Below are 24380 nucleotides of genomic sequence, written 5' to 3' on the forward strand. Positions count from 1 at the left end.
TTGCAGCGTCTTGCCACGTCAAAGTCTAATTAACGTATGCTAACCAGGCATTCTTCAACGCGCCACGTCATGGACACTTTTTTACCTTTCTTGCGCGTTTTAACACTCCCGACGTTCCTGGCTGGGATTAGGACGTGAAAAAGGCTACACTTCGAGGCTGAAATTCCTTCTCATTACGATAAAAGAGGCGAAGTCCAACGTGGCTCAATTCGTTTATACCATGCATCGTGTCGGCAAAGTTGTCCCGCCGAAACGTCATATTCTTAAAAATATCTCGCTGAGCTTCTTCCCGGGCGCAAAAATCGGTGTTCTGGGTCTCAACGGTGCCGGTAAGTCCACCCTGCTGCGCATCATGGCCGGCATTGATACAGACATCGAAGGTGAAGCCCGTCCGCAGCCTGGCATCAAGATTGGTTACCTGCCGCAGGAACCTCAGCTGAACCCGGAACATACCGTTCGCGAATCCGTTGAAGAAGCGGTATCCGAAGTGGTCAACGCGCTGAAAGGTCTGGATGAAGTGTATGCCAAATACGCTGAGCCGGATGCGGACTTCGACAAGCTGGCCGCGCAGCAGGGCAAGTATGAAGAAATCATCCAGGCGCACGACGGTCACAACCTGAACGTGCAGCTGGAGCGCGCGGCTGATGCCCTGCGTCTGCCGGACTGGGATGCGAAAATCGCGAACCTCTCCGGGGGTGAACGCCGTCGCGTGGCGCTGTGCCGCCTGCTGCTGGAAAAACCAGACATGCTGCTGCTCGACGAACCGACTAACCACCTGGACGCAGAATCCGTGGCGTGGCTGGAACGCTTCCTGCACGACTTCGAAGGCACCGTTGTGGCGATTACCCACGACCGTTACTTCCTCGACAACGTCGCCGGCTGGATCCTGGAGCTGGACCGCGGTGAAGGCATTCCGTGGGAAGGCAACTACTCTTCCTGGCTGGAGCAGAAAGATCAGCGTCTGGCGCAGGAAGCTTCTCAGGAAGCGGCGCGTCGTAAGTCTATCGAGAAAGAGCTGGAGTGGGTTCGTCAGGGCGCGAAAGGCCGTCAGTCTAAGGGCAAAGCCCGTCTGGCACGCTTCGAAGAGCTGAACAACACCGAATACCAGAAACGTAACGAAACCAACGAACTGTTTATTCCACCTGGAGCACGTCTGGGGGATAAAGTGGTTGAAGTGACCAACCTGCGTAAGTCCTACGGCGACCGTCTGCTGATCGACGACCTGACCTTCTCCGTACCGAAAGGCGCTATCGTTGGCATCATCGGTCCGAACGGCGCGGGTAAATCGACCCTGTTCCGCATGATGTCCGGTCAGGAACAGCCTGACAGCGGCTCTATCACCCTGGGTGAAACCGTGAAGCTGGCCTCCGTTGACCAGTTCCGTGACGCAATGGATAACAGCAAAACCGTGTGGGAAGAAGTGTCCGGCGGTCTGGATATCATGCGTATCGGCAACACCGAGATGCCAAGCCGCGCCTATGTTGGCCGCTTTAACTTCAAAGGCACCGACCAGGGCAAACGCGTGGGCGAACTGTCCGGCGGCGAGCGCGGTCGTCTGCACCTGGCGAAGCTGCTGCAGGTGGGCGGTAACGTTCTGCTGCTCGATGAACCAACAAACGACCTGGATATCGAAACCCTGCGCGCGCTGGAAAACGCCCTGCTGGAGTTCCCGGGCTGTGCGATGGTTATCTCGCACGACCGCTGGTTCCTGGACCGTATCGCGACCCACATCCTGGACTATCAGGACGAAGGTAAAGTGGAGTTCTTCGAAGGTAACTTCACCGAATACGAAGAGTACAAGAAACGCACGCTGGGCGCCGACGCGCTGGAGCCGAAGCGTATTAAGTACAAGCGTATTGCGAAATAAAAGCAAAACGGCAACTTCGGTTGCCGTTTTTATGTTTGTACCCTCTCCCCGTGGGAGAGGGCCAGGGTGAGGGCATCATGCCGCACAAACTCACCCACCCACGTAATACCGCTTCACCTCGTCAAACTGCATCGCAAAGTCGATATAGCTCATCAGCGCAGGCGAATTCAGCTTGCGGCTTGGGTAGGCCAGCCACAGATCGTTACCTTCAACATTCCACTCCGGCAGCACCTGAACCAGCGCCCCTTTTTCAATTTTATCTTCTACCAGGAAGGCGGGAAGCATCGTGATCCCCGCCCCGGCAATCGCACACTCGCGGGCGTAGACCAGATTATCGGTCATGTGCGCGTTATCCGGCAGGTAGCGGTAATCCTCGCTCTCGCTTCGCAGAAGCCACTCCGACCACGCCCGGTGCGTGATACAGCGGTGCTCCACCAGCTGACGGGGATGCGTCAGCGGATCCCGACGCGCCAGATAGTCCGGTGAGGCCAGCATGTAGCGCGGGCAGTGCCCGATCATCCGGCCAATCAGGGAGGAGTCCTGCGGCTTGCCGGTGCGCAGCGCCACGTCAAAACCGGCCTCGACCAGATCCACCACGTCATCAGAGATCGACACATCCAGCGAAACGTCAGGATAGCGAAGCTGAAACTCGGCATTCATGTGCGCCAGCAGCGTCGCCCCTATTCCCGCCGGACAGGTGATCCGCAGCCGCCCGCTCGGGTTTTCGCGCAGCCGCTGAATGGCGTACTCTGCCCGCTCGCTGGCCGCCAGCATCTCACGACAGTGCACCAGATAGTGCTCGCCCGCAAACGTGAGGCTGATCCTGCGCGTGGTGCGGTTCAGAAGGCGGATACCCACCTGCTGCTCCAGCTGGCTAATTCGCTGACTAACGCTGGATTTCGGCAGTTCGGCCTTCTGCGCCGCCGCGGTAAAGCTGCCCATCTCCGCCACCAGCGCGAACAGCGCCATATCCTGCAGCTGTTTAAACATGATTGTTCACCCTGTACGAACGCTGAGTTCTTGATTGTCCATCTTATCACGCAGCTGGCCACTTTATAGACTAGCCTCAACAAAACGCATTCCATTGAGGAGCACACCATGTCTGTTAAAGCCATTGCCGTTAACCCAGAAAATCCGTCCATCTTCATTGAAATCACCCCGCCAATGCCGCGGCCCGGCGAGCACGATCTGCTGGTAGAGGTGAAGGCCGTCTCCGTTAACCCGGTCGATACCAAAGTCCACGCGGGCATCGCTAAAAACGGGCTGAACGAGCCGCGCATCCTCGGCTGGGATGCCAGCGGGATCGTCAAAGCGGTGGGGGCTGGCGTGACCGGATTTAAGCCGGGTGACGAGGTCTGGTACGCGGGCGACATCACCCGCCCGGGCAGCAACACCACGCACCAGCTGATTGATGCACGCATAGTCGGCCACAAGCCTGCCAGCCTCGGCTGGGCGGCTGCCGCTGCACTGCCGTTGACCGCTCTCACCGCGTGGGAAGGTCTGTTTGAACGCCTGAACATTCAGGATGCCGGGGCGGACAAAACGCTGCTGATCATCGGCGGCGCGGGCGGCGTGGGATCGCTGGCGATCCCCTTTGCGAAGCACAACAGCAAGGTGAAGATCGTCGCAACGGCTTCACGAGAAGATTCCGCCCGGTGGTGCCGCGATCGCGGGGCTGATATTGTCGTCAACTACCGCGATCTGAAAGGCGAGCTGGCGAAACAGGGGCTCACCTTTGTGGATTACATTTTCATCCTCAACGACACCGACGGGCACTGGGATGCGGTCAGCGAACTGATTGCGCCGCAGGGGCATATCTGTTCCATCGTTGAAAATGAACGTCCGCTGAACCAGGACAAGCTGAAGTCCAAATCCGCCGCCCTGCACTGGGAGTTTATGTACACCCGCAGCATGTACCAGACCGCGGATATGGCGCGTCAGGGGGAGATCCTCAATGAGGTGGCAAAACTGGTGGATAACGGCGTGGTTGAAAGTTCGCTCAGCGAAACGCTGCACGGGCTGAGCGTGGAAAGCATTACCGAGGCGCACCGTAAAGTGCTGGAGGGACATATGCGGGGGAAAGTGGTGGTTGAGTTCTGAGTGGCTTGATGCCCTCACCCCGGCCCTCTCCCACAGGGAGAGGGAGGTTAAAGTCACCTCTCCCTGTGGGAGAGGGTTAGGGTGAGGGGTAAGTTTTTACCCCTGCTCCCCCATCATCTCCTTCACCAGCTCGACGCAGCGCAGGAAACGGGAGTCGTAATCAGACTCTTCAACATGGACAAACTCAACGTTGTTTTCGTTGAGCATCTCCACCAGCATGGTCTGAAACTCTCGCCTGTCCACGGAGCTGCCGAGGCTGCGCATGCCGTCGGCCACCCACGGGGTGTTGTTTTCCAGCAGGATCACCAGGTCAAAGCGGTATTCGTCAATCAGCGCCTGCACGAACGGGTGCTCGCGCCCTTCGTATTTTTTACAGAACGCCTGTGTGGTGACGAAATCGGTATCGATAAACGCCACTTTGTTGGCGTATTTGACCGCAAAATCAATGTACTGGGCATGACCGAGCGCGATTTTGTCGTAGTCGGAATACTGCAGCGCCATCTCGTCGCCGCCAAGGTGCGAGAAGACATAATCGCGGCCGTACTCCCACGCGCTGGTGGTGTTGAAGATATTCGCCAGCTTGTTGACCAGCGTTGATTTACCGCTCGACTCGCCGCCCAGGATCGCGACGGTACGCACAAAGAACGGCTTCACTTCGGTCGGAATGTAATCCCAGTAGCGGAACGGGTTTTCGCGGATCTGCGCCCCGCTGATGTTCATAAAGGTGCGTTTCGGGTCGATCAGCACCGTCTCGATGCCCAGATGCTCGCGGAACTGCGGCGCGTCGGACTCTTCAGAGGTGTAGATCCAGTTAGGCGCAATGCCCTTCTCTTCCATAAACGCTTTGATGCCGTTGCTCCACACGTCCCAGCCGTGCGGATACGGCTCCATGCCCTCTTCGTTAAAGGCATGAATACGAATATTTTTCTGGTACTTAAATGTCTGGAGCAGCCAGCGCAGGCGGTCCGGCACGGTCGGCTGCTGCGACATGGCGCTGTCTTCAAACAGCTGACGGTCACGGGTTTCGTCGTAGCCCATGATGATGTGCAGCTCGTCAACCTGGCTACAGGCGCGCTGGATCAGATAGATATGTCCGGTATGCAGAGGGTAAAACTTGCCGAACACCACGCCGATGTTCTTTTGCATACGCGGGAACTCCAGCCCCAGAAAGCGGTGCAGCGCTTCGAGCTTCTGCGCGCTGGGGCTTTTGATTTTGGCGTTCAGCAGCTGGCTCAGGTAGCCTTTGGTCATACCGCTGGCGTCCGCCACCTGCTGCAGCGTGCAGCCCTTCTGGCGGATTGCGGTCTTGATGTAGTCAAATGATGACATAAATTACGGTGCCTCCTGCAAAATCAAATTTACGTAATTATAAGTCGTCAAAGACATTTAACGCATCAGCGAGTTTTTTCACGCCGAAAACCTGCATCCCTTCCGGGATCTTTTTCGGCACGTTGGCGGCGGGAACTATCGCCCGGCGGAAACCGTGTTTTGCCGCCTCGGAGATACGCTCCTGGCCGCTGGGTACCGGACGGATTTCTCCGGCGAGGCCCACTTCGCCGAAGACGACCAGGTCCTGCGGCAGCGGCCTGTCGCGCAGGCTGGAGACCATCGCCAGCAGCAGCGCCAGGTCTGCGCTGGTCTCCGTGACTTTGACGCCGCCGACCACGTTAACGAAGACGTCCTGATCCGCCATCTGCAGCCCGCCGTGACGGTGCAGCACCGCCAGCAGGATCGCCAGACGGTTCTGTTCCAGACCGACCGCCACGCGCCGCGGGTTGCCCATCATCGACACGTCCACCAGCGCCTGAATTTCGACAAGCAGCGGGCGCGTCCCTTCCCACAGCACCATCACCGAGCTACCGGAGGTGATCTCATCGCCACGGCTCAGGAAGATGGCCGACGGGTTGCTGACTTCGCGCAGCCCTTGTTCGGTCATGGCAAACACGCCCAGTTCATTCACCGCCCCAAAGCGGTTCTTGTGGCTGCGCAGGGTACGGAAACGGGAATCCGCGTCGCCGTCGAGCATCACGGAGCAGTCGATACAGTGTTCAAGCACCTTCGGTCCGGCCAGCGAGCCGTCTTTGGTCACGTGGCCGACCATCACAATCGCCACGCCGCGCGTTTTGGCAAAGCGCGTCAGGTAAGCCGCGGTTTCACGCACCTGCGCGACGCTGCCCGGCGAGGACTGAATGTCCGCCATGTGCATCACCTGGATGGAGTCGATCACCATCAGCTTCGGCTGCTCTTCTTCGGCAATCATACAGATCTGCTCGATGCTGGTTTCGGAGAGCATGTTCAGGTTGCCGGTCGGCAGGCCCAGACGGTGCGCGCGCATCGCCACCTGCTGCAGAGACTCTTCGCCCGTGACGTACAGGGTTTTCATCTGTTCGGCAAGCTTGCAGAGCGTTTGCAGCAGCAGGGTCGATTTACCCGCGCCCGGGTTACCGCCGATCAGGATCGCGCTACCCGGCACCACGCCGCCGCCGAGCACGCGGTCAAACTCTTTGAACCCGGTGGAGAAGCGCGGCAGCTCTTCGAGGCTGATGTCCGAAAGTTTTTGCACCTTCGCCACGCCCGCGTTACCGGCATAGCCGCTCAGGCGCTCATTGCGCGCCACGCTCGGCGAAGCCGCCACACCACGCACTTCGGTGATGGTGTTCCAGGCATGACAGGCGCTGCATTGCCCCTGCCAGCGCGGATAATCCGCACCACATTCATTACAGACAAATGCGCGTTTTGGAGCTTTCGCCACGGTTTACCTCGTTATTTCTGTGCGGCCTGCGTGCCGGGTGGCGCTTACGCTTACCCGGCCTACAAAGCAGGCCGTTATTTCTGATTAATGCTGCCGGAGAGAATGCAGAACACCCCCATCAGGTCAGCGTGACGGATAGTGACTTCCGTCTTTTCATTCACTTTTGGCTTGGCATGGTAGGCAATGCCCAGACCGGCGGCTTTGATCATCGGCAGGTCGTTCGCGCCATCGCCGATGGCGACGGTCTGCACGACCGGAATTTCATATTTTTCCGCCAGACGCGTCAGCGTATTGGCTTTGTACTGGGCATCAACGATATCGCCGATCACCTGGCCAGTCAGCTTGCCGTCCATGATCTCCAGCTCATTGGCCACCACGGTGGTCAGATGGAGTTTTTCCCGCAGGTAATCCGCGAAGAAGGTGAAGCCACCGGAAGCAATCGCCACCTTCCAGCCGAGGGACTGCAGCTTCAGCACCAGCTGCGTCAGCCCTGGCATCAGCGGCAGCACGTCGCGCACCTGACGCAGAATGTTGGCATCGGCCCCTTTCAGGGTCACCACGCGCTGGCGCAGGCTGGCGGTGAAGTCCAGCTCGCCGCGCATCGCACGTTCGGTGACTTCCGCCACCAGCTCGCCGCTGCCCGCCAGCTTCGCAATCTCGTCAATACACTCGATCTGAATGGCGGTTGAGTCCATGTCCATGACCAGCAGGCCCGGGGTTTTCAGGTGTGGAATTTTGCCCAGCGGCGCGACGTCAAGCCCGGCGTCATGCGCCAGACGCGTTGCGCGCTGCGTCAGGGAACCCGCCAGGCGAATAACCTGGTAGTCTTCCACGCACCAGGCGGCGACGATGACCATTGCCGCACCCAGCTTGCTTTGATACTGGGTCAGGCGTTGCTTATCCAGACCGCGTCCGTAGAGGAGCCAGCCGCTACGACCGGCGTGGTAATCCAGAGGCATCACCTCATCGCCACTTAAAGAGAGCGGCAATCCTGGCCATAAAGAGACATCCGTTGGCAGGTCACACCAGGTAATGTTCGGCATTAAAGCTCCTGTAATTTCGTTCGCGCCGGAAGGTTGCAGAGGGAAAATAACGCATGAGGCTACCCTGTAACCATCACTTCTGGCAACATTAAGCCGTAAATTTTCAGCAGGTGGAATATGGCTCGCGCAAAACTGAAATTCCGGCTCCATCGCGCCGTGATTGTCCTTTCCTGTCTCGCACTATTAGTGGTGCTGATGCAAGGGGCATCGTGGTTTAGCCAGAACCATCAACGGCAACGCAACCCGCAGTTTGAAGAGCTGGCCCGCACGCTGGCGCGCCAGGTGACGCTCAACGTCGCGCCGTCCATGCGTACCGAAACGCCGGACGAGAAGCGGATAGGCCAGGTTTTACGCCTGCTCACGGAGAACAGCCGCATTCTTGATGCCGGCGTCTATGATGAGCAAGGCAACCTGATTGCCCGCGCGGGCGAGCACGTCGACGTGCGCGACAGGCTGGCGCTGGACGGGAAAAAAGCCGGGGGCTACTTTAACCAGCAGATTGTCGAACCTATTCAGGGGAAGAATGGCCCGCTGGGCTATCTGCGCCTGACCCTCGATACCCACACCCTGCCTACTGAAGCCAAACAGGTCGATAATACCACCAATATTCTGCGCCTGATGCTGCTGCTTTCACTCGCCATCGGCGTTGTGCTGGCGCGCACCCTGCTTCGCGGCAAGCGCTCGCGCTGGCAGCAATCCCCGTTCCTGCTGACCGCCAGCAACTCCGTCCCCGAAGACGAAGAGAGCGAGAAGAAAGATTAGTGATAAAGTAGGCGAACGATTCGGAAAAGGAACTTTGCCATGACGACGTTACGCCTGCTTATCTCTGACTCTTACGATCCCTGGTTTAATCTCGCGGTAGAAGAGTGCATCTTCCGCCAGATGCCCGCCACCCAGCGCGTACTGTTTCTCTGGCGGAACGCCGATACGGTGGTCATCGGCCGCGCGCAAAACCCGTGGAAAGAGTGCAATACGCGGCGTATGGAAGAGGACAACGTCCGTCTCGCGCGCCGCAGCAGCGGCGGCGGCGCGGTGTTTCACGATCTGGGCAATACCTGCTTTACCTTTATGGCGGGCAAACCGGAATACGACAAAACCATCTCAACGTCCATCGTCCTCAACGCGCTCAATTCACTCGGCGTAACGGCGGAAGCGTCCGGGCGTAACGATCTGGTGGTGAAAACCCCCGAGGGCGACCGGAAGGTCTCCGGCTCCGCCTACCGCGAAACGATGGATCGCGGGTTCCACCATGGCACCCTGTTGCTGAACGCTGACCTCAGCCGTCTGGCGAACTACCTGAATCCGGATAAGAAAAAGCTCCAGGCCAAAGGAATTACCTCCGTGCGCGGCCGCGTGGCAAATCTGGTGGAACTGCTGCCGGGAATTACGTACGAGCAGATTTGCGATGCCATCCGTGACGCGTTCTTTGAACATTACGGCGAGCGCGTGGAAGCAGAAGTCATCTCCCCTGACAAAACCCCGGACCTGCCCAACTTCGCCGAAACCTTCGCCCGCCAGAGCAGCTGGGAATGGAACTTCGGTCAGGCTCCTGCCTTTTCCCATCTGCTTGATGAGCGTTTTACCTGGGGCGGCGTGGAGCTGCATTTTGACGTGGAGAAAGGCCATATCACCCGCACGCAGGTGTTTACCGATAGCCTGAACCCGGCACCGTTAGAGGCGCTGGCGGCACGTTTGCAGGGCTGTTTGTACAGGGCGGATATGCTGCAGCAGGAATGCGACGCGTTGATCGGAGATTTCCCGGAGCAGGAAAAAGAGCTGCGGGAGCTGTCGGCGTGGATTGCACAGGCCGTGCGCTAGGTGCGGTCTGGTGCCCTCACCCCGGCCCTCTCCCGCAGGGAGAGGGCGGGAAGAGACAGAATTACTCTTTATCGCCCAGCAGAACGGATTCCAGCGCGATTTTGATCATGTCGTTGAAGGTAGTCTGACGCTCGGCAGCGGTGGTCTGCTCGTGGGTACGGATGTGGTCAGACACGGTGCAGATGGTCAGCGCTTTCGCACCAAACTCAGCCGCGACGCCGTAGATACCTGCCGCTTCCATTTCCACGCCCAGGATGCCGTATTTCTCCATCACGTCGAACATCTCGCCGCCGTCCGGGGCATAGAACAGGTCAGCAGAGAAGATGTTACCCACGCGCGCTTCAACGCCCAGCGCTTTTGCCGCGTCAACCGCGTCACGCACCATGCCGAAGTCAGCAATCGCCGCGAAGTCATGGTCTTTGAAACGCATGCGGTTAACTTTGGAATCGGTGCAGGCGCCCATACCGATAACGATGTCGCGCAGCTTAACGTCCATGCGCACCGCGCCGCAGGAGCCTACGCGGATGATTTTCTTCACGCCGAAGTCGGTGATCAGCTCTTTGGTGTAGATAGAGCAGGATGGGATACCCATGCCGTGGCCCATAACGGAGATTTTGCGGCCTTTATAGGTACCGGTGAAGCCCAGCATGCCGCGAACGTTGTTCACTTCACGCACGTCTTCCAGGAAAGTTTCTGCAATGTGCTTCGCGCGCAGCGGGTCGCCCGGCATCAATACGACGTCAGCGAAATCACCCATTTCTGCGTTAATGTGAGGAGTTGCCATCTTCAGTTCCTTTTACATTGTTGTTTTTGCCGGGTGGCGGCTACGCCTGACCCGGCCTACATTCTGTTCTCCCTCTCCCTGTGGGAGAGGGTCGGGGTGAGGGCATCAGGCCGCACCCAATCCGTTTAGAACATGGCCTTGCCATATTCCATGTCAGACGTACCAAAGTATTTCGCCAGGGTCTGGCCGATGTCCGCGAAGGTTTCACGGTGACCGAGCGAGCCCGGCTTCACTTTCGGGCCGTACACCAGCACCGGAATGTGCTCACGGGTGTGGTCGGTACCGGTCCAGGTTGGGTCACAGCCGTGGTCCGCGGTCAGGATCAGAATGTCATCTTCACCTACCAGCTCCATCAGCTCCGGCAGACGGCGGTCGAACAGCTCAAGACCCGCTGCATAGCCCGCAACGTCGCGACGGTGGCCCCAGGAGGAGTCGAAGTCCACGAAGTTGGTGAAGACAATGGTCTTGTCGCCCGCTTCTTTCATCTCTTTGATGGTGGCATCGAACAGCGCATCCAGACCGGTGGCTTTCACTTTTTTGGTGATGCCGCAGTTGGCGTAGATATCCGCGATTTTACCCACGGAAACCACGTGGCCGTCTTTCTCTTCAACCAGCTTCTGCAGTACGGTCGGTGCCGGTGGCTCAACGGCCAGGTCGTGACGGTTACCGGTACGCTGGAAGTTACCCGCTTTGTCGCCGATGAACGGACGCGCGATCACGCGGCCGATGTTGTAGCCGCCTTCGGTCAGCTCTTCACGGGCGATTTCGCACAGCTCGTAGAGTTTATCGAGGCCAAACGTCTCTTCATGGCACGCAATCTGGAACACGGAGTCAGCAGAGGTGTAGAAAATCGGCTTGCCGGTTTTCATGTGCTCTTCGCCGAGCTGATCCAGTATCACGGTACCGGAAGAGTGGCAGTTACCGAGGTAGCCCGGCAGGTTGGCACGCTTCACCAGCTTATCGAGCAGCTCCTGCGGGAAGCTGTTCTCGTGATCGGAGAAGTAACCCCAGTCGAACAGCACCGGCACACCGGCGATTTCCCAGTGGCCAGACGGGGTGTCTTTACCGGAGGAGAGCTCGTGAGCCCAGGCGTAGGCGCCCACGACTTCCGCGTTGCCGTCCATACCGGCTGCGATTTTACCGGTAGAACCTTCATGCGCTTTCACCAGACCAAGGCGGGTCAGGTTAGGTAGAGTCAGAGGGCCTTTACGACCGTTGTCCGCCTCGCCTTTTGCACAGGCTTCCGCGATATGGCCCATGGTATCGGAACCCACGTCACCAAAACGTTCTGCATCTTCGGTTGCGCCGATGCCGAATGAGTCCAGCACCATAATAAATGCACGTTTCATAATTGTTCTCCGTACGTAGTGCTTCAAAAATTATCGATCAGATCAGTATACCGCTATTCGGTGATACGGCGATAGACAGTCGGTGTGGTTTCCGGCGCTTTATCGTCAAGCGTAATTGCCGCTTTCACCGCTTTAGCCGCTTCCTGCCAGCTGGCTTCGTCTTTCGCGTGGATCACCGCAAGCGGACGTTGACCGTCAACGCTGTCGCCCAGACGGGCCATATCGGTAAAGCCGACGCTGTAATCAATGGTGTCTGACGCCTGACGACGGCCGCCGCCCATCGAGACTACTGCCATACCCAGCGCACGGGTGTCCATTGCAGAGACATACCCTTCGCTATCGGCATACACCGCTTTGCTAAGCGTCGCGGTTGGCAGGTATTTCGCGTAGTTTTCGACGAAATCGGTCGGGCCTTTCTGGGCTGCAACCATGCGGCCAAAGATCTCTGCCGCTTTGCCGTTGTCCAGCACCGCCTGCAGCTTCGCGCGCGCTTCCGCATCGTCTTTGGCCAGCTTGCCGGAGATCAGCATCTCCACGCACAGCGCCATGGTGACGTCGAACAGACGTGGGTTGCGGTATTCACCGGTCAGGAACTGCACCGCTTCACGCACTTCGACGGCGTTACCGGCGCTGGACGCCAGCACCTGGTTCATGTCGGTGAGCAGCGCGGTGGTGCGCACGCCCGCGCCGTTGGATACGCCAACGATCGCTTCGGCGAGCGCAGCTGAAAGTTCATAGGTCGGCATAAAGGCGCCGCTGCCCACCTTCACGTCCATCACCAGCGCGTCCAGCCCTTCTGCCAGTTTCTTCGCCAGGATAGAGGCGGTGATCAGCGGGATGGAGTCAACGGTCGCGGTGATGTCGCGGGTCGCGTAGAAACGCTTGTCTGCCGGAGCAAGAGAGCTGGTCTGGCCGATAATCGCCACACCAACGTCTTTAATAATGTCGCGGAAGCGGTTGTCGTCCGGGAAGATATCGAAGCCCGGAATGGCTTCCAGTTTGTCGAGCGTACCACCGGTGTGGCCCAGGCCGCGCCCGGAGATCATCGGGATGTAACCGCCGCAGGCTGCCACCATTGGGCCGAGCATCAGAGACGTCACGTCGCCCACGCCGCCGGTGGAGTGTTTATCCACGATCGGGCCGTTAAGGTTGAGGCTTTTCCAGTCCAGAACGGTTCCTGAATCTCGCATCGCCATGGTCAGCGACACGCGCTCAGGCATCGACATATCGTGGAAGAAAATGGTCATCGCCAGAGCCGCAATCTGCCCTTCTGAGACGGTGTTATCACGAATGCCGTTGATGAAGAAACGGATCTCTTCATCGCTTAATGCATGACCATCACGTTTTTTACGAATAATTTCTTGTGCGAGAAACACGGTAACCTCCATGCGGAATCGGGGGAGTTGTGGCGGGTGGCGCTACGCTTACCCGCCCTACGATCCTGTCGGCCGGATGAGCGAAGCATCATCCGGCATTGTCTGGCAATCAGTAGCTGCTTGCGCTCTTACCGTCGCCGTGACCCAGCGCTTTCAGCAGGCTGGCCAGCAGGCTGGACGCACCGAAGCGGTAGTGACGGGAATCGGCCCAGTCGGCGCCAAACAGTTCGTCGGCAATCGCCAGGAACTGCTGCGCGTCTTCAGCAGTACGCACGCCGCCCGCAGGTTTGAAACCAACGGTTTTGGATACGCCCATGTCGCGGATCACTTCCATCATGATGCGCGCGCTTTCCGGGGTCGCATTCACCGGCACTTTACCGGTAGAGGTTTTAATGAAATCCGCACCGGCTTTGATGGAGATTTCAGATGCCTTACGAATCAGCGCCTCTTCTTTCAGCTCGCCGGTTTCGATGATCACTTTCAGCAGCACATTTGCCGCCGCGCACGCGTCTTTACAGGCTTTCACCAGGTCAAAACCGACCTGCTCGTTACCGGCGATCAGCGCGCGGTACGGGAACACCACGTCAACTTCGTCTGCGCCGTAAGCAATCGCCGCGCGGGTTTCTGCCAGCGCGATCTCGATATCGTCGTTGCCATGCGGGAAGTTAGTTACGGTTGCAATGCGCACATCCGGCGTACCCTGCTCTTTCAGCGTCTTACGGGCAATCGGGATAAAGCGCGGGTAGATACAGATGGCTGCGGTGTTACCCACCGGCGTTTTCGCCTGATGGCACAGGGCGATGACTTTTTCATTGGTGTCGTCATCGTTCAGGGTGGTCAGGTCCATCAGTTTCAACGCGCGCAGGCTGCTTGCAGTTAAATCGGTCATAACATTCTCCAACGGCAGTGCCGTATAAATTTTACCTTGCGGGTCTGTGAGTATTCTAACATTCACCCGCATCCACACTTCGACATTCATCACAGTTAATGAAAACTGCATACAAATTTGCATTACTGTAATGAGATCTTCTTCAAACTTTAGCGCGTAAATTGCTGACTAAAGCAGCGATACCCCCTGTCGGATCAAAAGCCCCGACAGGCTGGCTTCCTACAATCCGTTCATCATCCGCAGAACACTCAAGGAAGCGACTATGCCCCACTCCAGCCCCGACGCCCTGCAACAACGTTGCCAGCACATTGTGACAAGCCCGGTGTTAACCCCGGAACAAAAACGTCATTTTCTGGCGCTGGAAGCGGAAAACAACCTGCCTTACCCGGCACTTCCTGAGGCCGCACGAGCCGCACTGGACGAGGGGGTTATCTGCGACATGTTCGAAGGCCATGCGCCTTACAAACCCCGTTACGTTCTGCCGGATTACGCAAAATTTCTGGCTAACGGTTCAGCGTGGCTGGAGCTGGAAGGCGCGAAAGATCTTGACGATGCCCTCTCGCTGTTAACCATCCTCTACCATCATGTTCCGTCCGTCACATCGATGCCGGTCTATCTCGGTCAGCTTGATGCGATATTAACCCCATATGTTAGAATTCTAACACAAGAAGAGATCGATAGCCGAATAAAACGTTTCTGGCGTTATCTCGACCGTACGCTGCCGGATGCGTTTATGCACGCAAACATTGGGCCTGAAGATACGCCAGTCACGCGCGCCATTCTGCGTGCCGATGCAGAGCTGAAGCAGGTCGCGCCGAACCTGACCTTTATCTACGATCCCGATATCACCCCACATGATTTGCTGCTTGAGGTGGCGAAAAACATTTGTGAATGCAGCAAACCGCATATTTCTAATGGCCCGATGAATGATAAAATTTTCACAAAAGGCCGTTACGGCGTGGTGAGCTGTTACAACTCCCTGCCGCTTGCAGGCGGTGGCAGCACTCTGGTGCGCCTTAACCTCAAAGCCATTGCTGAACGCAGCGCATCCATTGACGACTTCTTCACCCGCACGCTCCCGCACTACTGCCAGCAGCAAATTGCCATCATCGATGCACGCTGCGGTTTCCTTTACGAGCAATCTGGCTTCTTTGAGAATAGCTTCCTGGTAAAAGAGGGGCTGATTGATGCGGAACGGTTTGTACCCATGTTTGGCATGTACGGCCTGGCGGAAGCGGTCAACGCGCTCTGTGAGAAAGCAGGAATAGCGGGACGCTACGGAAAGGATGAACAGGCCAACGCGCTGGGCTATCGCATCAGCGAGCAGCTCGCGGCGTTCGTTGAAAGCACGCCGGTGAAGCACGGCTGGAAGCATCGCGCGATGCTTCACGCGCAGTCGGGGATCAGTTCCGATTCGGGCACCACGCCGGGCGCGCGCCTGCCTTACGGCGACGAGCCGGATCCCATCAGCCATCTGCTGGCCGTTGCGCCGCATCACAAACACTATCACTCCGGAATCAGCGATATTCTCACCCTGGAGGAGACGGTCAAACGCAACCCGCAGGCGGTGGTTCAGCTTTGCCTGGGCGCGTTCAGGGCCGGTATGCGTGAATTTACCGCCAACGTAGCGGGTAACGATCTGGTCCGCGTGACCGGCTACATGGTTCGCTTGTCGGATCTGGAGAAATACCGGGAAGCCGGATCGCGCACCAATACCACGTGGCTGGGGGAAGAGGCCGCACGCAATACCCGTATTCTGGAACGTCAGCCGCGCGTGGTTAGCCATGAACAGCAGATGCGCTTTAGTTAGTCAGGTCATTCCTTTTTCCTGCGTGGACGGGCCGGGCAGCCGCCTGGCGCTGTTCCTGCAGGGCTGCAACCTGCGCTGTAAAACCTGCCACAACCCGTGGACGATCGGCCGCTGCAACGACTGCGGGGACTGCGTGCCCCACTGCCCGCACGACGCGCTGACGATTCAGGCCGGACGCGTCTGGTGGCAGGAGAGTGACTGCCAGCAGTGCGACACCTGCCTGCACCTGTGCCAGCTGCAGGCAACGCCTATGGCGCACCGCTTCAGCGTGGAAGAGATCCTCACTCAGGTCCGCAAATCCGCACCGTTTATCGAAGGGATCACCGTCAGCGGCGGCGAAGCCACAACGCAATTGCCGTTTTTGATTGCTCTGTTCACCACGATCAAAGCCGATCCCGCCCTGCGCCACCTCACCTGCCTGGTAGACAGCAACGGTCTGTTAGGCGAAACCGGCTGGCAAAAGCTGCTGCCGGTACTGGATGGCGCAATGATGGATCTGAAGGCGTGGGGAAACGAGCATCACCGCTTCCTGACCGGGCGCGAAAACCCACAGATTAAGCAGAGCATCCGCTGGCTGGCAGATCGTCACCGTTTGACGGAACTCCGCCTGCTGGTGATTCCGGAGCAGTGTGATTATCTGGAACATCTCAAACCGCTAACGACCTTTATCCACGGGCTTGGAAATGTTCCGGTACGCATCAACGCGTTTCATGCGCAGGGCGTTTACGGTGAGGCGGCCTCATGGCGCAGCGCCACGCCCGAGGACGTTGAACCGCTGGCGCGGGCGCTGGAAAAACAGAAGATAACGGTGATTCGTCCGGCACTTTACCTATAGCGTGATGCCAAATACCGAACGGGTATTTTCCAGCAGCGCATCGGCAATCACCTCTTCAGGCTCTTTTCGCAGTTCACACAGGGTGGTGAACACGCGCGCCGCCTGTTCCGGGCGATTCGGCTGGCCCTGAAAACCATTCAGCGGCATATCCGGCGCGTCGGTTTCCAGCAGAAGCGCCGACAGCGGCAGCTGTGCCATCACGTCCCGGGTTTTACTGGCGCGCGGATAGGTGATGGTGCCACCGACGCCGATTTTATAGCCCAGTTCAATAAAACGCTGCGCCTGCTGCAGGCTGCCGGAGAAACCGTGCACGACCCCCTTTCGCGGCAGATCGATGCGTTTCAGGTGCATCGCCAGCTTATCGTGCGTGCGTCTTGAGTGGAGGATCACCGGCAGATCGTGGCGCTTCGCCAGCCTGAGCTGCGCGTCGAGGATCGTCTGCTGGCGCTCAAACTGCGGATCCTCGCGATAAAGGTCGAGGCCAATCTCACCGATGGCGACAAGTTTGTCTCCTGCGGTCTGCACTATCTCATCAAGCCTCTCAATGTGCTCATCAAGATGCCGTTCAATCACAATCGGATGCAGGCCGAGCGCGGCATAGAGCGCTGGGTGCCGCATGGAAAGATCCAACACCCGGGAAAAATAGGCCGCTTCCACTGCCGGCACAATGATGGCCTGAACCCCTGCCTCAGCTGCTTTCGCTATGCTTTGCGCTTCATCCCCCGTAAATGGCGGAAAATCAAAGTGGCAGTGGGTATCGACAAAGCGGAGCGTCACGCCAGATCCTCGTTATCCAGTAAAGCGTCATTCGCCTGCGGAATATCCACCAGCGGCATCGTCAGGGCGTCGTTGGCGACAATCGCAGGCGGCAAAATAATGCGTTTATGGCGATGAAGCGGCGGTTGCTCCGCCAGCATTTTCCCCACCGTCGCCAGGAAATAGCGCCCGCACAGCCGCCCCGTTTTGTAATCCATGCGCAGCGCAGGGACGCGGCTGCCCAGGGCCATGCTCAGCAGCGGCTTAGGCGGATAGATTTCAAAAATACGCAGCTTGCCCGGCGGTTTTTCAATGAAGCGCTGCATCGCGCCGTAGGTGGTTTCATGCTGCTTCGCGATGTTCACCAGCGGCTGCAGGCTGCTGTCGCCCAACCAGCGCTCCATCCGTTTGAACCACTGGGGCGTGTAATACATTTGCGACGGTACGGTACGGATCACCACAATGGTTTTCGCCCCGCGCCGGGCGGCTTCCTGCACCGGCACCGCGTCACTGATCCCCCCGTCCAGATAGCTAATGCCGTCCAGCAGGGCACCGGTACGATAAAAGCCGGGGATCGCGCTGGAGGCGCGGATGATGTCCAGCCAGTTCTCCTTCTGAGGAGAAAAATAGCCCGGCGAATAGTCATCGCCCCGGCTGGCGCACATCCAGAACTCTTTGCCGCTATCAAACAGACGGGCAGCGGTATCCATGGCCAGCGGCATCTGGCTGGAGGTCGATTCCAGCAGCCAGTCAAGATCGATCAGGTTGCCGCCGCGCACAAAGCGCACCGGATTAAAAAATTCTTTCGCCGTGGTGTAGCGCATGATGACCTTTCGCGCGTAGCCGGGCTGGTTACACACATAGGCAGAGAGGTTCTGCGCCCCGGCAGAGGTGCCGAAGTAAAGGTCAAACGGGTTGAACTGCGCGCGCATAAATTCATCCAGCACGCCGGCGGTGAAAATGCCGCGCTGCCCTCCCCCCTCGCAAACCAGTGCGAGTTGTCCTGCGCGAAACGGCTTTAACGTCAGCGGCGCAATATTGCCGAGCGTAACGGGAATTCGTTGCCCCACCTCTGCTTTCCTGTTTTGATTATTTTATAACACCACAGTAACGCACCCGACCTGTTACGCAAATAAGAAAAAGCCAGTCACAGTGACTGGCTTTTTTTTGTTGAAGGAATATTGCGTTTGCTACGGACGTCTACGACCCGTAAACAGGCTGACCAGGAACAGAATAATACCCACAACGAAGACAATTTTAGCTGCCCATGCCGCTGTACCTGCCAGTCCACCAAAGCCCAATGCGGCGGCAATTAACGCGATAACCAGAAATATAATGCCCCAACGAAACATAAGCTTCTCCTTTACCATAGTTAATGTCGGCCGCTAAACGTGAGCGCTCAGGTCACTCACCGGCGTTTTTCCAGAGTCGTTCTTATTTCGCCCGCAGGTTTTAACCAGACGGGCGAATGGTCCAGATTTACTTCGTTTTCAGATCGTTTTTAACGCTTTTCACACCGTCAATCGCTTTCGCGATGGACTCGGCGCGTTCACTTTGCGCCTGCGAATCTACCGTACCGGAGAGCTGAACCACACCATCGGTGGTTTCCACTTTCACCTTGCGGGACGGCACGATGTCATCTGCTAAAAGTTTAGCTTTGATTTCGCTGGTGGTGGCTGCATCACCGGCATAACCTTTCACCGACGCGTTTTTACCGTCACGTACGTGCAGCTTATCGCTGACGGACGCAACGCCTTCAACGCCTTTCGCGACTTTCACCGCCTGTTCGGCCTGAGCCTGGCTTTCCACGAAGCCGCTCAGCGTGACCACTTTCTTGTCGGTCTTAACGGAAATATCGGTACTTTTGATGGCTTCATCATCCACCAGTGCGGCTTTCACTTTTGCTGTGATTGAGCTGTCGTCCATGAAGTTGCCGACTTTATTCATAGAGCTATCGATTTTTTGCCCTGCGGTATCGGCCGTGGACTGGGCTTTATCCATTGTGCTGCTTTCCGCCAGAGCGGAACCGCTCATCAGAACGCTACCCAGGGTTACAGCCAGCAGAGTTTTCGAAATCTTCAGTCTTGTCATATTCATCGATCTATTCCTGTGTTTACCCGTTATTCGGGCTACATACTTCCTTAGTAGTTTTATATATTGCGAATAAACACACGGGCAAAATGGATAACCTAAAGTCATGCATTGAACAGTTAATTTATCCACGCCCGGTGTTAAACACTGAGTTAAATATAGATCACTCTCACAGAGCCGCTTTCAGAATTGGGTAAAAAACGCGCGAATAGCGTGAAATTGCGTTGAATTAAGAACATTCCGCAAGGGATTAATAAGACAGGAATTAAAGAAGAGCACGGCGGCAGCCGTGCTCTGAGAGGGGATTAGTGCTCGCGGGTTTTACGGAACTGAACGTCAGGGTAACGTTCCTGCGTCAGGTTCAGGTTCACCATGGTTGGCGCGATATAGGTCAGGTTATCGCCGCCATCCAGCGCCAGCTGAATTTCGTTCTTACGCTTAAATTCTTCGAATTTCTTCACGTCAGAACACTCAACCCAGCGCGCGGTCGCGACGTTCACAGACTCGTAAATCGCTTCCACGTTGTACTCGCTCTTCAGACGCGCAACAACCACGTCGAACTGCAGCACGCCGACCGCACCCACGATCAGGTCGTTGTTCGCGATTGGGCGGAACACCTGCACGGCGCCCTCTTCGGAGAGCTGAACCAGGCCTTTCAGCAGCTGTTTCTGCTTCAGCGGATCGCGCAGACGAATGCGACGGAACAGCTCCGGTGCGAAGTTCGGAATACCGGTGAACTTCATCATTTCACCCTGGGTGAAGGTATCGCCGATCTGAATCGTGCCGTGGTTGTGCAGACCGATGATGTCGCCCGGATACGCCTCTTCAACGTGCGAACGGTCGCCCGCCATAAAGGTCAGCGCATCGGAGATCACCACGTCTTTCCCGGTACGCACCTGGCGCAGCTTCATGCCCTTTTCATACTTACCGGACACCACGCGCATAAAGGCCACGCGGTCGCGGTGTTTCGGGTCCATGTTGGCCTGAATTTTGAACACGAAGCCGGTGAATTTCTCTTCCTTCGCTTCCACTTCACGGGTGTCGGTTTTACGCGGCATCGGACGCGGCGCCCACTCCACCAGACCGTCCAGCATGTGGTCAACGCCGAAGTTACCCAGCGCGGTACCGAAGAAGACCGGGGTGATTTCACCGCTCAGGAACAGCTCTTTATCGAACTCGTGAGACGCCCCCTTCACCAGCTCCAGCTCGTCGCGCAGCTGCGCGGCCAGCTCTTCGCCGACTGCCGCGTCCAGCTCAGGGTTATCCAGACCTTTCACCACGCGAACTTCCTGAATGGTGTGGCCTTTACCGGTCTGATACAGGTAGGTTTCGTCTTTATAGAGGTGATACACCCCTTTGAACAGCTTACCGCAGCCAATTGGCCAGGTGATTGGCGCACAGGCGATTTTCAGCTCGCTTTCCACTTCGTCCATCACCTCCATCGGGTCACGGATGTCACGGTCGAGTTTGTTCATAAAGGTGAGGATCGGCGTATCGCGCAGACGGGTGACTTCCATCAGCTTACGGGTCCGGTCTTCTACACCTTTCGCGGCGTCGATCACCATCAGACAGCAGTCCACCGCCGTCAGGGTACGGTAGGTATCTTCGGAGAAGTCTTCGTGGCCCGGGGTGTCCAGCAGGTTCACGAGGCAGTCGTGATACGGGAACTGCATCACGGAGGTGGTAATCGAAATACCACGCTGCTTTTCCATCTCCATCCAGTCAGATTTTGCATGCTGGCTGGAGCCACGGCCTTTAACGGTACCGGCAGTCTGGATCGCCTGTCCGAACAGCAACACCTTCTCAGTGATGGTCGTTTTACCGGCATCCGGGTGCGAGATAATGGCAAAAGTGCGGCGCTTGGCCACCTCTTGCAGATAAGGAGACAACGTCATAATTAAATCTTCTTTTATAAGCGCGGCAGCACGCCACGCATCATGGAATACAAAATTGCGGCTATTTTACCCATCAATGGGGGGCAGGCAATCATTGTTTACACAGGAGTTGCTCCAGTTCGTTCAACGACGTCACGGTCCAGGTCGGCTCGATGCCTTCAGGCTTCACGCGGCCATGCGCGTTGAGCCAGACGGTCGACAAACCTGACTTCATGCCGCCCAGGATATCTGACTCTGCCGTATCACCCACCATCAGGACGCGATCGCGGTCAGGATGACCGGCCTGGGCCAGCGCGTAGTCGAAAATACGCGGATCCGGTTTAGGTACGCCCACCTCTTCGGAGATCACCAGCGCGTCGAAATGATCGCGCAGGCCGGTACGCTCGAGGCGGATCTGCTGCAGGGCAGTAAAACCGTTGGTGATGATCCCCAGTTTGACCTTGCCTTTCAACGCATTCAGCAGGGAAACCGCACCCGGCAGTGGCGCACAGATATCGGCCATCGCGTTCAGGAAGGCATCATTCAGCGTTCCCGGACTGACCTTTAAGCGTTCCGCCCAGACGTCAAAACGCTGGTGCTGAAGCTGTAACGCGGTGATGGCACCGTTCTGGTAATCCACCCACAGCGGCTTGTTTACCGCCTGATAGTCCTGAAAATCTTCAGCGGTGAAGGTCACGCTATAGTCGAGAAACATCCGCTGCAGGCCGCCGAACGAGTCAAACGTAAACAGCGTTTCGTCGGCATCAAAGAAAATCCAGTCCCATTTCATCGTTACAACCTTATATTCGTTATCCAATCGGCAGAGCCATTATGATGGCGTCTTCACGTCCCTCTGCGGTGGGGTAGTAGTTACGGCGGACCGTCGCCTCGTTAAAGCCTAAGCTTTCATAGAGCGCGATGGCGGCGACATTCGATGCGCGCACCTCCAGCCACAGGGTGAAAACGTCACGGGTTTCGAGCTCGCGAATGAGGTGCTCGAGCAGTTCTCTTCCCAGCCCACGGCGCTGGAACGCGGGATCAACCGCAATATTAAACAGCGTCGCTTCATCAAGAACAACCTGCGTGATCGCGAAGGCGGCCATGGTGCCGTCAACGTCCAGACGGAAGTTCAGATACCGTTCGCCCTGATTGCTGGCGAAGGTTTTTTCGCTCCACGGAAACGCGTGGGCGCGTGTTTCAATCGCAAACGCTGTGGTCAGGTCAGGCGTCGTGAGGGAAGAAATCGTGTTCATATTCGCAGATTTGTTGCCATAGCGCGCTGCGCGCTTTTGGGTTGGCTTTCAGTTCGTCCAGCGCTGGCGAGCAGATCTGGCTCCCCTGGAGGGGGATCTCGTTTGTCTCTCCGATACGCCAGCTGTTACAGCGGCTATCAGGAGGAAGCATCGCGACACGCTCTGGCGTCAGCTGTAAAACCTGGTCGGCCGTCATCTTCAGGCTGCGAAGGACATCATCGATCAGGGGTTCATTCAGGGCAGGCAGTTCTTCCGCCACCATCACCAGGCGTACGTGCGCAGGGATGGAAATGGCGATTTCGCCCTGCAACGCCGTCGGGCGACGCAAAGCCCACTGGGTAATGCCCAGCTGCTGCAACTGCCAGTCTCGTCGGGATGTCATAGGGAAAACTCCTGTCTCTCAGGCGCGCAAATATAGCAAATGTGTCGAAAGTGCGCCATCTACCTACTATAATCCCCGCCTGAGTTTATTGAGGAACAATTCATGTCTGCATTTACCCCGGCAAGTGAAGTCTTGCTGCGTCACAGTGATGATTTCGAAGAAAGCCGTATTCTGTTTGCCGGAGATATGCAGGATGACCTGCCTGCGCGTTTCGACTGTGCTGAAAGCCGTGCCCACACCCAATACTACCACCACTGGCAGGTGCTGAGCCGCCAGATGGGCGAGCGCGCGCGCTTTAGCCTGGTGGCGGAGCAGAGCGATATTGCCGACTGCGATACGCTGATTTACTACTGGCCGAAGAACAAGCCTGAAGCCCAGTTCCAGCTGATGAACCTGCTCTCCCTGCTGCCGGTAGGCTGCGATATTTTCGTGGTGGGTGAGAACCGCAGCGGCGTGCGTAGCGCTGAACAGATGCTGGAAGGCTACGCACCGCTGAATAAAGTCGACAGCGCACGCCGCTGTGGTCTGTATCATGGCCGTCTGGAAAAACAGACAACGTTCGATCCACAGGCATACTGGGACGAGTACCAGCTTGACGGCCTGACCATCAAAACCCTGCCGGGCGTATTCAGCCGCGACGCGCTGGATACGGGCAGCAAGCTGCTGCTCTCCACCCTGACGCCGCACACCAAAGGCAAAGTGCTGGACGTCGGCTGCGGCGCGGGCGTGCTCTCTACCGTGCTTGCCAGCCATTCACCCAAAGTGCGCTTAACCCTCTGTGACGTGAGCGCCCCGGCTGTTGAAGCCAGCCGCGCAACGCTTGCCGCAAACGGCATTGAAGGCGAGGTGATTGCCAGCAACGTCTTCTCCGACGTCACCGGTCGCTTCGACATGATTATCTCCAACCCGCCGTTCCACGACGGTATGGAGACCAGCCTTGAAGCGGCACAAACGCTGATCCGCGGCGCAACCCGTCATCTGAACAGCGGCGGCGAGCTGCGTATTGTCGCGAACGCCTTCCTGGCGTACCCGAAAGTGCTGGACGAAACCTTCGGCTTCCACGAAGTGATCGCCCAGACCGGCCGCTTTAAGGTCTACCGTACCGTCATGACGCGCCAGGCCAAAAAGTAATCTCCGCTCCAGCAGGCCGGATAAGCGCAAGCGCCATCCGGCTCCGCATGGCGCCTGCATCGGCCATTTTTGCAGCAATCAAGGCGTCGCGCGCACTTTTCTGTTGACGTAAAGCTGAAAACATCTAGAATGCGCCTCCGTGGTTACGATACTTTTACAGTATCGATGGTATGCGAAGGTGGCGGAATTGGTAGACGCGCTAGCTTCAGGTGTTAGTGTCCTTACGGATGTGGGGGTTCGAGTCCCCCCCCTCGCACCATAAATCACAAT

At 57.4% G+C, this 24380-nt stretch carries 23 protein-coding genes and 1 tRNA gene; 8 read left to right on the forward strand and 16 right to left on the reverse strand.

Going from position 1 to position 24380, the window contains the following annotated elements; all coding sequences use genetic code 11:
• Positions 1 to 199: 199 nt before the first annotated feature.
• Entirely contained in the window at positions 200 to 1867 is a 1668-nt protein-coding gene (gene ettA, locus FOY96_RS18440) for an energy-dependent translational throttle protein EttA (RefSeq protein ID WP_006810191.1), read from the forward strand.
• A gap of 90 nt (positions 1868 to 1957) precedes the next feature.
• Here the strand turns inward: ettA and FOY96_RS18445 are convergent, their stop codons facing one another.
• Entirely contained in the window at positions 1958 to 2857 is a 900-nt protein-coding gene (locus FOY96_RS18445) for a LysR family transcriptional regulator (protein ID WP_143347550.1), read from the reverse strand.
• Positions 2858 to 2965: 108 nt separating this feature from the next.
• Between FOY96_RS18445 and FOY96_RS18450 the strand changes: the two genes are divergently transcribed.
• The gene (locus FOY96_RS18450; protein WP_143347551.1) at positions 2966 to 3967 is read left to right on the forward strand and encodes a zinc-binding alcohol dehydrogenase family protein; all 1002 of its coding nucleotides are present in this window, start codon (positions 2966 to 2968) and stop codon (positions 3965 to 3967) included.
• A gap of 96 nt (positions 3968 to 4063) precedes the next feature.
• On the opposite strand, the gene nadR is transcribed toward FOY96_RS18450, so the two are convergent.
• The 3 genes from nadR to serB form a co-directional block, all read right to left on the reverse strand.
• Positions 4064 to 5296, reverse strand: a complete 1233-nt coding sequence (nadR, locus tag FOY96_RS18455; RefSeq protein WP_015572616.1) for a multifunctional transcriptional regulator/nicotinamide-nucleotide adenylyltransferase/ribosylnicotinamide kinase NadR — start codon at positions 5294 to 5296, stop codon at positions 4064 to 4066.
• A gap of 37 nt (positions 5297 to 5333) precedes the next feature.
• Entirely contained in the window at positions 5334 to 6719 is a 1386-nt protein-coding gene (gene radA, locus FOY96_RS18460) for a DNA repair protein RadA (protein WP_014068810.1), read from the reverse strand.
• A 74-nt stretch (positions 6720 to 6793) separates the two neighbouring features.
• Positions 6794 to 7762: a phosphoserine phosphatase gene (gene serB / locus FOY96_RS18465; protein ID WP_143347552.1), complete on the reverse strand. Its 969-nt coding sequence runs from the start codon at positions 7760 to 7762 to the stop codon at positions 6794 to 6796.
• A gap of 117 nt (positions 7763 to 7879) precedes the next feature.
• On the opposite strand from serB, the gene FOY96_RS18470 reads away from it, so the two are divergent.
• Positions 7880 to 8524, forward strand: a complete 645-nt coding sequence (locus FOY96_RS18470; RefSeq protein ID WP_033144581.1) for a YtjB family periplasmic protein — start codon at positions 7880 to 7882, stop codon at positions 8522 to 8524.
• Between the two features lie 39 nt (positions 8525 to 8563).
• Positions 8564 to 9580 carry a lipoate--protein ligase gene (gene lplA / locus FOY96_RS18475; protein ID WP_143347553.1) on the forward strand — a complete coding sequence of 339 codons (1017 nt, stop codon included), beginning with the start codon at positions 8564 to 8566 and terminating at the stop codon, positions 9578 to 9580.
• Between the two features lie 61 nt (positions 9581 to 9641).
• Here the strand turns inward: lplA and deoD are convergent, their stop codons facing one another.
• The 4 genes from deoD to deoC form a co-directional block, all read right to left on the reverse strand.
• Positions 9642 to 10364 carry a purine-nucleoside phosphorylase gene (gene deoD / locus FOY96_RS18480; protein ID WP_010427122.1) on the reverse strand — a complete coding sequence of 241 codons (723 nt, stop codon included), beginning with the start codon at positions 10362 to 10364 and terminating at the stop codon, positions 9642 to 9644.
• A gap of 125 nt (positions 10365 to 10489) precedes the next feature.
• Complete coding sequence (gene deoB, locus FOY96_RS18485) at positions 10490 to 11713, reverse strand: phosphopentomutase (protein WP_033144579.1); 1224 nt, start codon at positions 11711 to 11713, stop codon at positions 10490 to 10492.
• Between the two features lie 53 nt (positions 11714 to 11766).
• A complete protein-coding gene (deoA, locus tag FOY96_RS18490) occupies positions 11767 to 13089 on the reverse strand; it encodes a thymidine phosphorylase (RefSeq protein ID WP_143347554.1) in 1323 nt (440 codons plus the stop codon).
• A gap of 109 nt (positions 13090 to 13198) precedes the next feature.
• Complete coding sequence (deoC, locus tag FOY96_RS18495) at positions 13199 to 13978, reverse strand: deoxyribose-phosphate aldolase (RefSeq protein WP_023310320.1); 780 nt, start codon at positions 13976 to 13978, stop codon at positions 13199 to 13201.
• Positions 13979 to 14240: 262 nt separating this feature from the next.
• Here deoC and FOY96_RS18500 point away from each other — a divergent pair, with 262 nt between their 5' ends.
• Together FOY96_RS18500 and FOY96_RS18505 are read left to right on the forward strand one after the other, a co-directional pair.
• On the forward strand, positions 14241 to 15788 hold the full coding sequence (locus tag FOY96_RS18500; protein ID WP_143347555.1) for a YjjI family glycine radical enzyme: 1548 nt from the start codon (positions 14241 to 14243) through the stop codon (positions 15786 to 15788).
• Positions 15763 to 16623 (forward strand): YjjW family glycine radical enzyme activase, encoded by an 861-nt coding sequence (locus tag FOY96_RS18505; RefSeq protein WP_143347556.1) that lies wholly within the window; start codon positions 15763 to 15765, stop codon positions 16621 to 16623. Before FOY96_RS18500 ends, FOY96_RS18505 begins: the two co-directional genes overlap by 26 nt.
• On the opposite strand, the gene FOY96_RS18510 is transcribed toward FOY96_RS18505, so the two are convergent.
• The 8 genes from FOY96_RS18510 to FOY96_RS18545 all read right to left on the reverse strand — a co-directional run bounded on the left by FOY96_RS18510 (position 16618) and on the right by FOY96_RS18545 (position 22979).
• Entirely contained in the window at positions 16618 to 17400 is a 783-nt protein-coding gene (locus FOY96_RS18510; protein ID WP_143347557.1) for a TatD family hydrolase, read from the reverse strand. The genes FOY96_RS18505 and FOY96_RS18510 overlap by 6 nt on opposite strands.
• The gene (locus tag FOY96_RS18515; protein ID WP_048979045.1) at positions 17397 to 18449 is read right to left on the reverse strand and encodes a patatin-like phospholipase family protein; all 1053 of its coding nucleotides are present in this window, start codon (positions 18447 to 18449) and stop codon (positions 17397 to 17399) included. Before FOY96_RS18515 ends, FOY96_RS18510 begins: the two co-directional genes overlap by 4 nt.
• A gap of 120 nt (positions 18450 to 18569) precedes the next feature.
• Positions 18570 to 18731 (reverse strand): DUF1328 domain-containing protein, encoded by a 162-nt coding sequence (locus FOY96_RS18520; protein WP_003856556.1) that lies wholly within the window; start codon positions 18729 to 18731, stop codon positions 18570 to 18572.
• Between the two features lie 127 nt (positions 18732 to 18858).
• Complete coding sequence (gene osmY, locus FOY96_RS18525) at positions 18859 to 19476, reverse strand: molecular chaperone OsmY (protein WP_069303640.1); 618 nt, start codon at positions 19474 to 19476, stop codon at positions 18859 to 18861.
• Positions 19477 to 19775: 299 nt separating this feature from the next.
• Positions 19776 to 21365, reverse strand: a complete 1590-nt coding sequence (prfC, locus tag FOY96_RS18530; protein ID WP_087823447.1) for a peptide chain release factor 3 — start codon at positions 21363 to 21365, stop codon at positions 19776 to 19778.
• Positions 21366 to 21456: 91 nt separating this feature from the next.
• Entirely contained in the window at positions 21457 to 22134 is a 678-nt protein-coding gene (gene yjjG, locus FOY96_RS18535) for a pyrimidine 5'-nucleotidase (RefSeq protein ID WP_039260913.1), read from the reverse strand.
• Between the two features lie 19 nt (positions 22135 to 22153).
• On the reverse strand, positions 22154 to 22597 hold the full coding sequence (rimI, locus tag FOY96_RS18540; RefSeq protein WP_033144573.1) for a ribosomal protein S18-alanine N-acetyltransferase: 444 nt from the start codon (positions 22595 to 22597) through the stop codon (positions 22154 to 22156).
• Positions 22566 to 22979, reverse strand: a complete 414-nt coding sequence (locus FOY96_RS18545; RefSeq protein WP_033144572.1) for a DNA polymerase III subunit psi — start codon at positions 22977 to 22979, stop codon at positions 22566 to 22568. Before FOY96_RS18545 ends, rimI begins: the two co-directional genes overlap by 32 nt.
• 102 nt (positions 22980 to 23081) lie before the next feature.
• Between FOY96_RS18545 and rsmC the strand changes: the two genes are divergently transcribed.
• Together rsmC and FOY96_RS18555 are read left to right on the forward strand one after the other, a co-directional pair.
• Positions 23082 to 24110 (forward strand): 16S rRNA (guanine(1207)-N(2))-methyltransferase RsmC, encoded by a 1029-nt coding sequence (gene rsmC / locus FOY96_RS18550; protein WP_029740018.1) that lies wholly within the window; start codon positions 23082 to 23084, stop codon positions 24108 to 24110.
• Between the two features lie 172 nt (positions 24111 to 24282).
• A tRNA-Leu gene (locus FOY96_RS18555) sits at positions 24283 to 24369 on the forward strand.
• Positions 24370 to 24380: the final 11 nt, after the last annotated feature.

This window comes from Enterobacter asburiae (assembly GCF_007035645.1).
GTDB classification, from domain to species: Bacteria; Pseudomonadota; Gammaproteobacteria; order Enterobacterales; family Enterobacteriaceae; genus Enterobacter; species Enterobacter asburiae_B.